The sequence below is a fragment of the Streptomyces tricolor genome (assembly GCF_002155905.1).
Lineage (GTDB): Bacteria > Actinomycetota > Actinomycetes > Streptomycetales > Streptomycetaceae > Streptomyces > Streptomyces tricolor.
In genome coordinates, this window is record NZ_MUMF01000621.1 from 1 (window position 1) to 14,227 (window position 14,227).

Below are 14,227 nucleotides of genomic sequence, written 5' to 3' on the forward strand. Positions count from 1 at the left end.
GTCGATCGGCACGGACGCCTCCGCGAGCACCCGCCCGACCAGGTCGGAGACGAGAACGAGGACGCCTTCGGTCCGGACGTCGAGCGCGGCGAGGTGGGCGCGGTCGGCGACGATGCCGTAGAGCCGGGCGTTGGGGCCCCGCCGCTGTTCGCCGGACTCGCCGACGACGGTGATCAGTCCGGCAGCCGTGAGCCGGTCGACCAGGTCGGCGACGGTCGGCCGGGACAGTCCGGTCAGCTGCTTCAGCTGTCCCGCCGTGAGCGGGCCTTCCTGCTGGAGCAGCCGCAGGGCCAGCCGGTCGTTGATGGCCCGGGCGGTACTGGGTGATGCGGGCATGACGGGATCCTCCCAGATCGCCGACGCGTTACTCGCTATCTATCAGGCAGGCTCCCTGATAGTTTACGGCGCGGTGACGAGGCGCCGGCGCCGGGCACGCCCGGGGAGGGGACAGGAACATGAGTGACGTGACGTCTGCGCGCGACGAGGTCAGGCGCGCCCGGTACGCCGTGGCGGCCGTGTTCGCCGTGCACGGCGCCGTGACCGGGTCGTTCGCGACGCGCGTGCCCTGGATCCAGGAGCACGCCTCGCTCGGCGCGGGCCAGTTGGGCTTCGCGCTGGCCTTCACGGCGTTCGGCGCCTCCTGCGCGATGCCGCTGGCGGGCCGGATCAGCCACCGCTTCGGCAGCCGTACGGCGCTGCGCGGGCTGCTCGCCCTGTGGACGCTGTCCCTGGTGCTGCCGTCGTTGGCGCCGAACCTGGTCACCCTGTGCCTGGCGATGTTCACCTACGGCGCGAGCGCGGGCATGGCCGATGTCGCGATGAACGCGCTCGGCGTGGAGGTGGAGCGGCTGCTCGGGAAGTCCATCATGTCGGGGCTGCACGGGATGTGGAGCGCGGGCGCCCTGGTCGGCTCCGCGGCCGGCACCCTCGCCGCGCACCTCGACGCGGACGCGCGCCTGCACTTCGCGCTCGCGGCGGCCGTCCTCACCCTGCTCGGCTGGGCGGCCTGCGCCTGGGTGCTGGACCTCCAGGCCGGCGAGGACGAGGAACCCCCGCCGCGGTTCGCGCTGCCGCCGCGCTCCGCGCTGCTGATCGGCGCGGTCGGCTTCTGCGCGGTGTTCGCGGAGGGCGCGAGCCTGGACTGGTCGGCGGTGTTCCTCCAGGACCGGCTGGACAGTTCGGCCGGGCTGGCGGCTGCCTGCACGACCGGGTTCATGCTGACCATGGCGGTCGCGCGGATCGCCGGGGATGCGGTGGTGAACCGTTTCGGCGCGGTCCGCACCGTACGGGCCGGCGGTGTCCTGGCCGGGCTGGGCGGGCTGCTGATCGTGCTCGCCGGGCATCCGGCGACGGCGATGACGGGGTTCGCGCTGATGGGGCTCGGCATCGCGGTGGTCGTCCCGCTCTGCTTCGCGGCGGCCGGGCACGCGGGCCCCAACCCCAGCCAGGCCATCGCGGGCGTGGCGACCATCACCTACACCTCGGGGCTGATCGCGCCGAGCCTGATCGGCGGGGTGGCCCAGGCGACCAGTCTGGTGGTGTCCTTCGGCGTGGTGACGGCGCTGGCGTGCGGGCTCGCGGTGTTCGCGGGCGTGCTGCGCAGTGCCGAGCGCGGGGGCCCCGGGGAGGTCAGTGCGCGGGCCGCAGCAGTGTCCGACCCGCGGCCCTGAAGGTCTCGCTCCAGGGGGCGGGGCGCATGGTCGCCGCGTCCAGCCGGACCAGCACCCGGGTGCCGTGGGCGTAGGTCTCGGTGCCGTCGGCCGAGCAGAACCGGAAGCCGTAGGTGAGACCGGTGGTGCCGAGCCGCTCCAGCCAGAGGTGGACGGCGTAGGCGCCGGGGCGGGTGACCGGGGCCTCGTAGGTGATCCGCAGTTCCTTGACCGCGTTGCAGGCGTCGCCGGCCGCCACCCAGTCGCCGTCGAAGCGGATGCCGTACTCCTGCCACAGCTCGGCCCAGGCGCGCTCGACCATCAGCGGGTAGCGGGCGTTGTGCAGCAGCCCCAGCGCGTCGAGGTCGTCGAAGTGGACGGTGACGGGCATCAGCCGGCCGTGGGCGACGGCGGGGGCGGTCGGGGCTTCGGCGGTCACGGGAAGGGCTCCTGAGCGGCGCGCTTGGCGGGGTGGTGTCACCCCCGTACGCGACCATACTAAGCGACCGCTCAGAATCTCGGCCGGGCAGCCCCTCGCGCGCGCGGAGGGGGCGAGCAGGGTGCCGAAGGCCACCACGGCGGCCAGGAGCAGGGCCGCACGGGGTCTTCCACGCATCGGGCACTCTCATCTCTGATCACACGCGATCAGATACGTGAACGCAGTTCATGAGGAAGACCGTGTGAGCGTAGGACCCCGAGATACCCCTGACAATGGTTCGGACCTCCTCCCGTACAGAGAAAGCGAAACCCCTCATGGATCTCGGCGTGCGCTGGAAGCTGCACGGAGACGGGCGCACGCCCGCACCCGGAGCGGTGGTACGCCCCGACGAACGGCTCTCCTGGCCCCGCACCGTGGGCCTGGGCGCCCAGCACGTGGTCGCGATGTTCGGCGCGTCCTTCGTGGCCCCGGTCCTCATGGGCCTGGACCCCAACCTCGCGATCATGATGTCCGGCGTGGCGACCATGATCTTCCTGCTCGCCACCCGCGGCCGGGTGCCGAGCTACCTCGGCTGCTCCCTGTCGTTCGTGGGCGTGGCCGCCGTGATCCGCGCCCAGGGCGGCACCAGCGCGACCGTGACCGGCGCCGTCCTGGTCGTCGGTGTGGCGCTGTTCCTGGTGGGCCTCGCCGTGCAGCGCTTCGGCGCGCGGATCATCCACGCCGCCATGCCGCCGATCGTCACCGGCGCGGTCGTGATGCTGATCGGCTTCAACCTCGCCCCGGTGACCGCGTCCACCTACTGGCCGCAGGACCAGTGGACGGCCCTGCTCGTGATGCTCTTTACCGGTCTCGCCGTCGTCTGTCTGCGCGGCTTCTGGTCCCGGATCGCGATCTTCCTCGGCCTGGTGTTCGGGTACGGCATCTCCTGGGCCTTCGACCGGATCTTCGGCAGGATCCACTCGGCGGACCCCAGCGGCAAGCTCACCGACCACTGGCGGCTGGACCTCTCCGGCGTCTCCCGGGCCGACTGGATCGGCCTGCCCTCCTTCCACGGGCCGTCCTTCCAGTGGTCGGCGATCCTGGTCGCGCTGCCGGTGGTGATTGCCCTCGTCGCGGAGAACGCGGGCCACGTCAAGGCGGTCGGCGAGATGACCGGCGACCCGCTGGACGACAAGCTCGGCACGGCGATCTCGGCGGACGGCATCGGCTCCGTGCTGTCGACGGCCGTCGGCGGCCCGCCGAACACCACCTACTCCGAGAACATCGGCGTGATGGCCGCGACCCGGGTCTACTCCACCGCCGCCTACTGGGCCGCCGCCGGTTTCGCGCTGCTCTTCGGCGTCTGCCCGAAGTTCGGCGCGGTCGTGGCCGCGATCCCGGGCGGAGTGCTCGGCGGCATCACCGTCATCCTCTACGGCATGATCGGCCTGCTCGGCGCCCAGATCTGGATCAACGCCAAGGTGGACCTGCGCAACCCGCTGAACCTGGTGCCGGCCGCCGCGGGCATCATCATCGGCGTCGGCAACGTCACCATGAAGTTCACCGACACCTTCTCGCTCAGCGGCATCGCCCTCGGCACCCTGGTCGTCATCACCGGCTACCACGCGCTGCGCGCCTTCGCCCCGGCCCACCTCAAGCAGCAGGAACCGCTGCTGGACGAGGGCACGTCCTCCTACGACACGGAGGCGGACGGCACGGAGGCGGACCGTCCGGCCCCGGGCGCCAAGTCCTAGCCCGTTCCCCCGTTCCGGCGAAGCACCGGGCCGGTCGGCACGCCGGCCGGCCCCGGGCTGGGACCCTTCCCCCATGCCGCAGCTGGAACACCTCACGGCCCCCGTCGACGCCGTCGTCGCGCGGATGCGCGCGCTCGACGCGGCCCTGCCCGCACGGGACGGGGTCGCCGTGTTCAACCGCGTCTACCTCGCCGTCACCGAGGAGATCGACCGGCGGCTGGACGCCGGGGAGTTCCCGGACCCGCGCGCGGCGGTGGCGCTGGACGTGCGGTTCGCCGAGCGCTATCTGACGGCGGTCGACGCGGCTGCCGCGGACCGTCGCCCGCCCGCCTGCTGGCGGCCCCTGTTCCAGCTGCGCCGCCATCCCGGGGTACGGCCGCTGCAGTTCGCCCTGGCCGGCATCAACGCCCACATCGGGCACGACCTGGCGCTGGCCGTGGTCGACGCCTGCCGCACGCTCGGCTGCGCACCGGCCGATCTGGAGGACGAGTTCGACCGCGTGGGCGATCTCCTCGTCGCGCTGGAGGAGCGCATCCGCGAGGATCTGATGCCGGGCCCCGACCTGCTCCAGATCGCCGACCCGCTCACCCATCTGCTGGGCTCCTGGAGCCTGGAGCGCGCCCGGGAGGCGACCTGGGCCGCGGCCCGGGCCCTGTGGGCGCTGCGGCACTGCGCCGACGTGGCCGAGGAGTTCACCGGACGGCTGGACGCGGCGGTGGGTTTCGCGGGCCGGATGCTGCTGACCCCGCTCGCCGACTGAGGCCGGCGATGGAAAAGGCGCGGGCGGCCGGAAGTCGGGTCCGGCCGCCCGCGCCTCGGTCGTGTCGCCCTGGTCAGTCCTCGGGCAGTTCCACCGGCGCGATCTCGTCGTAGACGTCACCCGGGCCCGGGTTCGCCGCGTCGGTCGTGCCGCCGAAGTGGTGCATGACGCCCCAGACCGCGTTCAGCGCGGTCTGGACGGCACCCTCGGCCCAGCCGGCCGTCCAGGAGATGTCGTCGCCGGCGAGGAAGATGCCCCGCTTGTCCTCGGGCAGCCGGTCCTGCATGAAGTGCGTGAACAGGCGCCGCTGGTAGCGGTAGTGCCCGGGCAGGTTGGCCTTGAACGCGCCCATGAAGTAGGGCTCGTTCTCCCAGGAGACGGTCACCGGGTTGCCGATGATGTGCTTCCGGATGTCGACCTTCGGGTAGATCTCGCCGAGCGACTTCAGCATGACCTCCATCCGCTCGTTCGCGGACAGCGGCAGCCACTTCAGGCTGTCGTCGCACCAGGTGTAGGACAGGCAGATGACGGCGGGCTTGTCCGGGCCGTCGTCCAGCAGGTACGTCCCGCGGGTCATGCGGTCCGTCAGCGTCATCGACATGACGTCCCGGCCGGTCTCCTCGTCCTTGTCCAGCCAGAACGGCCGGTCGACCGGGACGAAGAGCTTGCTGGACTCCATGTAGTGGGTGCGCTCGATCGCGGTCCAGTGGTCGATCGGGAACAGCGAGTCGTCGCAGGCGATCTTGGACAGCAGCATCCAGGACTGGGCGGTGAAGATCGCCGCCCGGTAGGTGCGGATGTCACCGTCCGCGTCGGTCACGGTGATCCGGTTGCCGGCCGTGCGGTGCAGCCGGGTCACGGCCGGCAGCGGCTTGCCGCCCTCGTGCAGCGTGGCGAGCGAGGTGCCGTACGGCCAGTGGACGATCTTCTCCGGCGCGCGCTCCCACAGGCGCAGCGGCAGCTGCTGCGAGCCGCCGACGATGCCGCGGTGGTGGTCGTCGGCCTCGGTGTAGACGACGCGGAGGATCTCCAGGATGGAGTTCGGGAAGTCGGTGTCCCAGCCGCCGGTGCCGAAGCCGACCTGGCCGAAGATCTCGCGGTGCCGGAAGGACTTGAAGGCCTCGGACTCGCAGAGGAAGCCGTAGAAGGTCTGGTTGTCGAGCTTCTCGACCAGCTTCGCCCAGATCTCGCGGATGCGCGGCACGTCCCGCTCGCGCATCGCGCGGTTCATGTCGGAGAAGTCGGCGCCCTCCTCCAGGCACCTGTTCCAGGCCTCGGCGACGTCCCGGTAGACCTGGGGCAGGTCGTCGATGGTGACGGCGTAGTGCGACTCGCCCTTGAGGTCGACGACGGTCGACGGAGTCGCTTCGGCGAGCGGGTTCGGGAACGGCTTGGTCTCCAGGCCGACCAGGTCGATGTAGTGCTGGAGCGCGGTGGAGGACGGCGGGAAGCGCATGGCGCCCATCTCGGCGGTCAGCGCGTCGTCGCAGCCCTCGAAGCCGACCGTGCGGAGCCGGCCGCCGATCTGGTCGGCCTCGTAGACGACGGGCTTGAGGCCCATCTTCATCAGCTCGTAGGCGGCCACGATGCCGGACAGGCCACCGCCGATGATCGCGACCTCGGTGCCGTGCTCGGTCGCCGGGACCTGCCCGAGGCCCGCCGGGTGGGCGAGGAAGTCGTCGTAGGCGTAGGGGAAGTCCGGGCCGAACATGGTGATCGGCGGCTGCTGCTCGTCGGTGTGCTCGACGGCGTTGGGCACCGTGGACGTCATGGGGTACGGACTCCTTGCACGAGGTGAAACAGGGGGGAGGCTTCTGGGGGCTGCCGCGGCTCAGACGAGGGAGCCGTACAGACCGGGGCGGCGGTCGGCCAGGTACGGGTTGTTCTCCCGGGAGGCGGCCAGGAAGGCGGGGTCGGCGTCGGCGAGCACGAGCTGCTCGGCGCGGCCGGCGCGGGTGCGGGCGACGCCGTCGGGACCGGCGAGGACGGAGAGGCCGACGAACTCGAACTCCCCTTCCGTGCCGACCCGGTTGACGTACGCGACGTACATCTGGTTCTCGAAGGCGCGCACCGGGATCATCGACTCGGCGACGAACTGGAAGGGGTGCATCTGCGCGGTCGGGACGACCAGGAGGTCGGTGCCGGCCAGGGCGTGGGCCCGGACGTTCTCCGGGAACTCGACGTCGTAGCAGATCAGCAGGCCCACGGTGAGGCCGTTCAGCTCGGCCTGGACGACCTGCTGCTCGCCCGGCGTGAAGTGGTCGCGCTCGAAGCAGCCGAAGAGGTGGGTCTTGCGGTAGTTCGCGAGCCGGGTGCCCTCGGCGGAGATCAGCTGGGCGGAGTTGTAGACGGTCTCGCCGTCGCGCTCCGGGTAGCCGTAGACGATCGCGACGCCGTTCCGGGTGGCGATCTCGGCGACCGCGTCCGCGGAGTCGCCGTCAGCGGGCTCGGCGAGGCGGGCGATGTCGTCGCCGATCGCGTACCCGGTGAGGAACATCTCCGGCGCGGCCAGCAGCCCGGCGCCCGCGGCGGCGGCCCGGCCCGCGGCCTCGTCGAGGACCTTCAGGTTCTCGGCGATCGAGCCGGGGCGGCCGGAGCTCTGGAGCAGGGCGGTGCGCATGCGGGATCCTCACCGGAACGGGCGTTGGGGGGTCAGAAAGAAGGTACGGTCGGCGCGCTCGGCCGGACAAGAAGGAGCCGTTGCGCGCCGGTGCGAGGTTCGTTGCGCGGAATCGGGGCCGGACGGCGATTCGTTGCGCGGCCCGAGTGGGGGCGACGGAAGAGTGCGGAAAAGGACGCGGGGCGCCTCGTCGTCGGCCGGGTGCGGGTGATCGGGGGCTGCTCGCGCAGTTCCCCGCGCCCCTGGAGGGGCGCACCCGCACCCGGTGACGACCAGGCGCCCCGAGCTGTGGTCCGCTCTCGCCCCCGCGTCCTACCCCGGCGCCCCGGAGGAGAAGCGGCGCAGCAGCGGTGACAGCACCAGCACCGACTTGGTCCGCTCCACGAACGGCTCCCCGGCGATCCGTTCCAGCACCCGCTCGAAGTGGCGCATGTCGGAGGCGAAGACCTGGGCGATGGCGTCCGCGTCGCCGGTGACGGTCGACGCGGCCACGACCTCCTGGTACCGCTCCAGGCCGCGCTGGATGGTCTCCGGCGAGGTGTTGCGCCGGCAGTAGATCTCGATGAACCCCTCGGTCTCCCAGCCGAGCGCCGCCGGGTCCACCCGGACGGTGAATCCGGTGATGGCTCCGGTGGCCCTCAGCCGGTCCACGCGCCGCTTCACCGCGGGCGCGGACAGGCCGACCATCTGCCCGATGTCCGCATAGGAGCGGCGGGCGTCCTCGGCGAGGGCGTGCACGATGCGTTCGTCGAGATCGTTCAGCACAGGGGGTTGTTCACTTCTTCGGGTTCGGTCACTTCTCCGCCGTCACCGCGAGACCCTCACCGGTCGCGAGACGGGCACGGCGATAGCCGTACAGGAAGTAGAACACGAGCCCGGCGGCCATCCAGCATCCGAAGACGATCCAGGTGACGGTGTCGAGGCTGAACATGTTGTAGGCGCAGAACAGGAAGCCCAGCACCGGCAGGACCGGGCCGAACGGCACCTTGAAGGTGCGCTCCAGCTCCGGGCGCTTGTACCGCAGCACGATCACCGCGATGTTGACCAGGCCGAAGGCGAACAGGGTGCCGATGCTGGTCGCGTCGACGAGCTTGCCCAGCGGGATGAGGGCGGCGAGCACACCGCAGAAGAGGGACACGATCACCGTGTTGAGGCGCGGCGCACCGGTCTTGCGGTGGATCTTGCCGAGCGCCTTGGGCACCAGGCCGTCACGGGACATCGCGAAGAGGATGCGGGTCTGGCCGTAGAGCACGGTCAGCACCACGCTCGCGATGGAGATGACCGCGCCGAGCGCGAGCAGCGTGCCCCAGAAGGTCTGGCCGCTGACGTCGTTCATGATCGCGGCGAGGGAGGCCTCCGAGCCCTCGAACTTCTTCCAGTCCCAGGCGCCCACGGCGACGGCCGCGACGAGCACGTACAGCGCGGTCACGATGATCAGCGAGAGCATGATCGCCCGCGGCAGGTCCCGCTTGGGGTCCTTCGCCTCCTCACCGGCGGTGGAGGCGGCGTCGAAGCCGATGTACGAGAAGAACAGCGTGGCACCGGCGGCGCTGACCCCGGTGATGCCGAGCGGCATGAAGTCGGCGTAGTTGCCGGACTTGAAGCCCATGAAACCGACCGCGCAGAACAGCACGAGGGCGGCGATCTTCACACAGACCATGATCGTGTTGGCGCGGGCGGACTCCCGCGCGCCACCGAGCAGGAACACCATCGCCAGCAGGACGACGATCAGGGCGGGCAGGTTGATGATGCCGCCCTCGCCCGGCGCCGAGGACAGCGCGGCCGGGATGGTGACGCCGATGGTGCCGTCGAGCAGCTCGTTGAGGTACTCGCCCCAGCCGACGGCGACGGCGGCCACCGACACGCCGTACTCCAGCACCAGGCACCAGCCGCAGACCCAGGCCACCAGCTCGCCCATCGTTGCGTACGCATACGAGTAGGAGGAGCCGGCGACGGGGATGCTGCCCGCCAGTTCGGCGTACGACAGGGCCGAGAACAGCGCCGTCAGGCCGGCGATGACGAAGGCCAGGGTGACCGCCGGACCGGCCTTGGGAACGGCGTCGCCGAGGACGACGAAGATGCCGGTGCCGAGGGTGGCACCGATGCTGATCATGGTCAGCTGCCACAGCCCGAGGGAGCGCCGAAGCTGCCCTCCCTCACCGTGGCCGCCCTCCGCGACCAGGTGTTCCACGGGCTTGCGACGCATCAGGCGCGCGGCGACGCCCTGGGACGCGGGGGCGGCCGGTATCGGGTTCTGCGGGGGTGCGCCTTGGTCGAGCACGCGCTGGCTCCTTATCGCTGCCGGTCAATCGGGGGTGTGGGCCGGCACGACGGCCGGCCCTCGCGGTGGGGACCGGGGGGCCTGCGGAGGCAGGAACCCACCGAGCGGGGTCCCCGCCACGCACGTACTAGCGCAGCACCTTATGAGGCGGGCCTTCACGGGCGTAATGCAGCAACCTTGCGCATCCCCGGATGATCATTGCGTTCATCCGCCCGGAATGACAAATCGTTGCGCGGGAGCTGTCGACCGTTGCACGACGATCTCTCGGCCCCCTTTTCCCGTCCTCTTTCGCCGGCCGCCGCCGTCGCCCTCGCCGCCCTCGCCGGCAGGTACGCGGCGGATGCCCGGCGGACACGCCGACGGCCCCCGCCGCTCCCGCGAACGGGAACGACGGGGGCCGTCGAGGTGGCGCCGGAGGTCAGCTCCAGCTGGCGTGCAGGGGCTTGCCCTCGGCGTAACCGGCCGCGCTCTGGATGCCGACGATGGCCTTCTCGGCGAACTCCTCCAGGGAGCCCGCACCGGCGTAGGTGCAGGAGGAGCGGACGCCCGCGATGATCGAGTCGATCAGGTCCTCGACGCCCGGGCGGGCCGGGTCGAGGAACATGCGGGAGGTGGAGATGCCCTCCTCGAACAGCGCCTTGCGGGCGCGGTCGTACGCCGACTCCTCGGACGTGCGGTTGCGCACCGCGCGCGCGGAGGCCATGCCGAAGGACTCCTTGTAGGCGCGGCCCTGGGCGTCGTGGTGCAGGTCGCCGGGCGACTCGTAGGTGCCCGCGAACCAGGAGCCGATCATCACGTTGGACGCGCCGGCGGCGAGCGCCATGGCGACGTCGCGCGGGTGCCGGACACCGCCGTCGGCCCACACGTGCTTGCCGTACTTCTTCGCCTCGGCCGCGCACTCCAGCACGGCGGAGAACTGCGGGCGGCCCACGCCCGTCATCATGCGGGTGGTGCACATGGCGCCCGGGCCGACACCGACCTTGATGATGTCCGCGCCCGCGTCGATCAGGTCCTTGACGCCCTCGGCGGAGACGATGTTGCCGGCCACGATCGGCACCTGCGGGTCGAGCGCGCGCACCACCTGGATGGCGCTGATCATCGACTCCTGGTGGCCGTGCGCGGTGTCGATGACGAGCGTGTCCACGCCCGCGTCGAGCAGCTGCTTGGCCTTGCCCGCCACATCGCCGTTGATGCCGACGGCGGCGGCTATCCGCAGCTTGCCGTCGGCGTCCACGGCCGGCGTGTACAGCGTGGCGCGCAGGGCGCCCTTGCGGGTGAGGATGCCGGCGAGCTTGCCGTCCTTGTCGACGGCCGGGGCGTAGCGGCGGTTGTGGTGGTCGAGGGTGTTGAAGGCCTCGCGCGGGTCGATGTCGGCGTCCAGCAGGAGCAGGTCCTTGGACATGACCACTTCGAGCTGGGTGAAGCGGTCGACACCGGACAGGTCGGCGTCGGTGACCACGCCGACGGGCCGCTGGTTCTCGTCCACGACGACGCCGGCGTTGTGCGCCCGCTTGGGCAGCAGCGCCAGGGCGTCGGCGACGGTCTGGTGCGGGGCCAGCACGATCGGGGTGTCCAGCACCAGGTGGCGGCTCTTCACCCAGGAGACCACGTCGGTGACGACGTCGATCGGGATGTCCTGCGGGATGACCACGAGGCCGCCCCGGCGGGCTACCGTCTCGGCCATGCGGCGGCCGGCGATGGCGGTCATGTTGGCGACGACGAGCGGGATGGTGGTGCCCGTGCCGTCCGGCGAGGCGAGGTCCACGCCCTGACGCGAGCCCACCGCGGAGCGGCTCGGCACCATGAACACGTCGTCGTACGTCAGGTCGTACGCGGGCTGGATGTCATTGAGGAAACGCACGTGCTGCACATCCCAGTCGATCAGAGGTGACCCCCCGACAGGTGTGCCGGGGGGAAAGAGCACGTACTTCATTCTCCCATGTCGGGGGCCGGGTCAGGCCCCGACAGAACATCCAGGGTCACCACCGATCAGCTAGGAGGTTCCTCCAAGGGCGAGGAGGACGGTGAGGGCCGGCGTGCGGTCCGCGGCCTCCGCGAACACCTCCTCGGCGGTCCGCCACTCCTCCGGCCGCGCGTCGGCGTACGGCCGCCAGCCCCGTACGACGATCAGCAGTCCCTGCTCCCCGGCGCCCTCGGGCCAGACCGTGTGGTCGGAGAGGGAGTCGGCCAGCGCGTCCCAGTTCCGGCCGAACCAGTCGGGCAGCGCCAGGGCCCGGGCGACCCGGTCCATCAGGTCCGCCTTGCCGGTGACCCCGTCCAGGTCCAGGGTGACCGTGTACCGGCCGCCCAGGTCTTCCGTCATCTCAGCACCGCCCGGAACGATTCGTAGTGATCATCGGTGTAGTAGAACTCCCCGCCCTGCCCGGTGACGATGCGCCGGGGCCCGCGGTCGGGCGAGCCGGGCGTGCGCACGGTGTACTCGTGGTAGTAGCCGCGCCGCTGCCGCGGCAGCCGCCCCTCGAAGTTCCCGAACACGACCCCGTCCCTGGCGTACGGGAACGGGCCGCCCTGGTCGATGAGGGCCAGGGTCCGGCGGGCCTCGGCGGGGAGCCGGGACTCCGGGACGGCGGCCATGCCGGTGGCCCACGCCGGGGTGGACACGCCCGGGGCGGTGGCGGCGCCCCGCTCGGAAGCGCACCCCGTCAGCAGGACCGGACACAGGACCGAGCACAGGACGGCGAGACAGACCAGCGGCCCCGAGAGCGCACGAGGGACGAACCGCAGCAGCATGCGGACGATGCTGCCACGGCCGTCCCGTCACGGCGGCGCTACGACCCGGTGCCGGCCCTCGTCAGACACCGTCCGGGTCCGCGCGGCTGAGCGCCGGCCGGGGCGTCGGGCCCGCGGTCATCAGGTAGTCGGCGGCCGAGGTGTCGGTCACCAGGCTGGTGACCAGCCCGGAGCGCAGCACCGCGTCGATCGCTGCGGCCTTGCGCTGCCCGCCCGCGATCGCCACGACCTCCGGGATACGGCGCAGCTGGTCGGCCTTGACCGTGATGCACCGCTCCCCCAGGTCCCGGCCGATCCGGCGCCCCTCGGCGTCGAAGAGGTGGGCCGACATCTCGGCGGCGACACCGAGCGAGGCGTAGTGCGCGCGCTCCTCGTCGCTGAGCATGTCGTGCACGGTCGAGATGCCCGGTTCCCAGGAACCGATGGAGACACAGGCGACCGTGACCTTGTCGAAGTACTCGAAGGCCCGGGCGATCCCCGTCTGGTGGCGCAGCGCCGCCGCGGTGGCCGCGTCCGGCAGCAGCATCGGCGCGTAGATGGGGTGGGCGTCGCCGCCCGACACCTGGGCGGCCCGGCGGACCGCCTCCACCGAACCGCGCTCGGCGGTCCCGGCGTCGTACACACCCGTCAGCTGCACCACCGTGCACGGCGGCAGCCGGTCGAGCGCCGCCGCCATGTGGATGGTGGACCGGCCCCAGGCCAGCCCGAGCACGTCCCCCTCGTTGACGAGTTCGCCGAGCAGGTCGGCGGCGACCTCGCCCAGGTTCTCGGGGTCGGGGGTCTCTTCCGCCTCGGCCGGGGACTCGACCACGACGGCGTGCCTCAGGCCGTAGCGGGCGCGGAGCGCGTCGGAGCGCTCGGCGTCCAGTTCGGCCGGCACGCGGATCTCGATACGTACGAGATCCCGTTCGAGGGCGGTCTCCAGGACCCGGGCCACCTTGAAGCGGCTGACGCCGAACTCCTCCGCGATCTGGATCTTGGACTTGCCCTCGAGGTAGAAGCGGCGGGCCATGGCCGCCGCCTGCACCAGCTCAGCGGGTCCCATCCGCATGGCTGACCGGCCCGCCGACATACCCGACACGGCGATCTCCTCACTGCTGTTCACACTCTGGATTCGCCGTTCATCCTTGCAGATTCGGGGCGACTGATCTGCCCTGATGGGCGCCGTTCACTTAACCGTTCACTTGGCTGTGGCTCAGTGGTCGCATGCCCAGGACGCCTTGGCGGTGGCCGCCTCCGCCTGGGCGCGCAGGGCACGCACGGCCTCGGCCGGGTCCTGCGCGCCGTAGACGGCCGAGCCGGCGACGAACACGTCCGCTCCCGCGTCCGCGCACCGCTCGATCGTCGAGGCCGAGACACCGCCGTCGACCTGGAGCCACAGCTCCAGACCGTGCTTGTTGATCAGCTCCCGGGTGCGGCGGATCTTCGGCAGCATGATGTCCAGGAACGCCTGGCCGCCGAAGCCCGGTTCCACCGTCATGATGAGCAGCATGTCGAGTTCCGGCAGCAGGTCCTCGAACGGCTCGATCGGCGTCGCGGGCTTGAGCGCCATGGAGGCGCGGGCGCCCTTGGCGCGGATCTCCCGGGCGAGCCGCACGGGGGCGGCGGCGGCCTCCACGTGGAAGGTGACCGACGAGGCCCCGGCCTCGACGTACTGGGGCGCCCACCGGTCGGGGTCCTCGATCATCAGATGACAGTCCAGCGGGGTGTCCGTCGCCCGCGCCAGGGACTCCACGACCGGCACACCGAGCGTGAGGTTGGGGACGAAGTGGTTGTCCATGACGTCGACATGGAGGAAGTCGGCGCCCCGGACCGCCTCGGCCTCGTCCGCGAGGCGGGCGAAGTCGGCGGACAGGATGCTGGGGTTGATCTGCACGGCCATGCCCCCAAGCCTGCCATGCCGCTGCGCTGGGCTGTAGCCGTGGTCCGTCGGGTGGTGTTTTGTCTGCGGGCCCGGTGGGGGTCGCTCGCGCAGTTCCCCGCGCCCCTTTTGG

General features: G+C 71.5%; 14 protein-coding genes. 3 read left to right on the forward strand and 11 right to left on the reverse strand.

From position 1 onward, the window contains the following. On the reverse strand, positions 1–336 hold a 336-nt coding region (locus tag CCN44_RS35625; RefSeq protein ID WP_143650209.1), incomplete at its 3' end, for a winged helix-turn-helix domain-containing protein. A gap of 119 nt (positions 337–455) precedes the next feature. Here CCN44_RS35625 and CCN44_RS35630 point away from each other — a divergent pair. After that, positions 456–1,670, forward strand: a complete 1,215-nt coding sequence (locus tag CCN44_RS35630; RefSeq protein ID WP_086702702.1) for an MFS transporter — start codon at positions 456–458, stop codon at positions 1,668–1,670. Here the strand turns inward: CCN44_RS35630 and CCN44_RS35635 are convergent. Then, positions 1,630–2,088, reverse strand: coding sequence for an acyl-CoA thioesterase (locus CCN44_RS35635; RefSeq protein ID WP_059248205.1), 459 nt, complete (start codon positions 2,086–2,088; stop codon positions 1,630–1,632). The two genes, CCN44_RS35630 and CCN44_RS35635, sit on opposite strands and share 41 nt — an antisense overlap. A gap of 314 nt (positions 2,089–2,402) precedes the next feature. Between CCN44_RS35635 and CCN44_RS35640 the strand changes: the two genes are divergently transcribed. Together CCN44_RS35640 and CCN44_RS35645 are read left to right on the forward strand one after the other, a co-directional pair. Beyond that, positions 2,403–3,821 carry a uracil-xanthine permease family protein gene (locus tag CCN44_RS35640; protein WP_086702706.1) on the forward strand — a complete coding sequence of 473 codons (1,419 nt, stop codon included), beginning with the start codon at positions 2,403–2,405 and terminating at the stop codon, positions 3,819–3,821. A 73-nt stretch (positions 3,822–3,894) separates the two neighbouring features. After that, the gene (locus CCN44_RS35645; protein WP_059248207.1) at positions 3,895–4,581 is read left to right on the forward strand and encodes a DUF5995 family protein; all 687 of its coding nucleotides are present in this window, start codon (positions 3,895–3,897) and stop codon (positions 4,579–4,581) included. Between the two features lie 73 nt (positions 4,582–4,654). Here the strand turns inward: CCN44_RS35645 and CCN44_RS35650 are convergent, their stop codons facing one another. The 9 genes from CCN44_RS35650 to rpe form a co-directional block, all read right to left on the reverse strand. Beyond that, positions 4,655–6,352, reverse strand: a complete 1,698-nt coding sequence (locus tag CCN44_RS35650) for a flavin monoamine oxidase family protein (RefSeq protein WP_059248208.1) — start codon at positions 6,350–6,352, stop codon at positions 4,655–4,657. 60 nt (positions 6,353–6,412) lie between these two features. Next, positions 6,413–7,201, reverse strand: coding sequence for a carbon-nitrogen hydrolase family protein (locus tag CCN44_RS35655; protein WP_086702709.1), 789 nt, complete (start codon positions 7,199–7,201; stop codon positions 6,413–6,415). Between the two features lie 312 nt (positions 7,202–7,513). Beyond that, on the reverse strand, positions 7,514–7,966 hold the full coding sequence (locus CCN44_RS35660) for an Lrp/AsnC family transcriptional regulator (protein ID WP_030644771.1): 453 nt from the start codon (positions 7,964–7,966) through the stop codon (positions 7,514–7,516). A 28-nt stretch (positions 7,967–7,994) separates the two neighbouring features. Further along, complete coding sequence (locus CCN44_RS35665) at positions 7,995–9,482, reverse strand: amino acid permease (RefSeq protein ID WP_059248210.1); 1,488 nt, start codon at positions 9,480–9,482, stop codon at positions 7,995–7,997. A 418-nt stretch (positions 9,483–9,900) separates the two neighbouring features. After that, a complete protein-coding gene (locus CCN44_RS35670; RefSeq protein ID WP_059248211.1) occupies positions 9,901–11,343 on the reverse strand; it encodes a GuaB1 family IMP dehydrogenase-related protein in 1,443 nt (480 codons plus the stop codon). Between the two features lie 132 nt (positions 11,344–11,475). Then, complete coding sequence (locus tag CCN44_RS35675) at positions 11,476–11,805, reverse strand: barstar family protein (protein WP_086702715.1); 330 nt, start codon at positions 11,803–11,805, stop codon at positions 11,476–11,478. Further along, entirely contained in the window at positions 11,802–12,233 is a 432-nt protein-coding gene (locus CCN44_RS35680) for a guanyl-specific ribonuclease (protein ID WP_086702718.1), read from the reverse strand. Before CCN44_RS35680 ends, CCN44_RS35675 begins: the two co-directional genes overlap by 4 nt. 61 nt (positions 12,234–12,294) lie before the next feature. Further along, positions 12,295–13,338 carry a sugar-binding transcriptional regulator gene (locus CCN44_RS35685; protein WP_059248214.1) on the reverse strand — a complete coding sequence of 348 codons (1,044 nt, stop codon included), beginning with the start codon at positions 13,336–13,338 and terminating at the stop codon, positions 12,295–12,297. 90 nt (positions 13,339–13,428) lie between these two features. Next, positions 13,429–14,115, reverse strand: coding sequence for a ribulose-phosphate 3-epimerase (rpe, locus tag CCN44_RS35690; protein WP_059248215.1), 687 nt, complete (start codon positions 14,113–14,115; stop codon positions 13,429–13,431). Between the last annotated feature and the right edge of the window lie 112 nt (positions 14,116–14,227).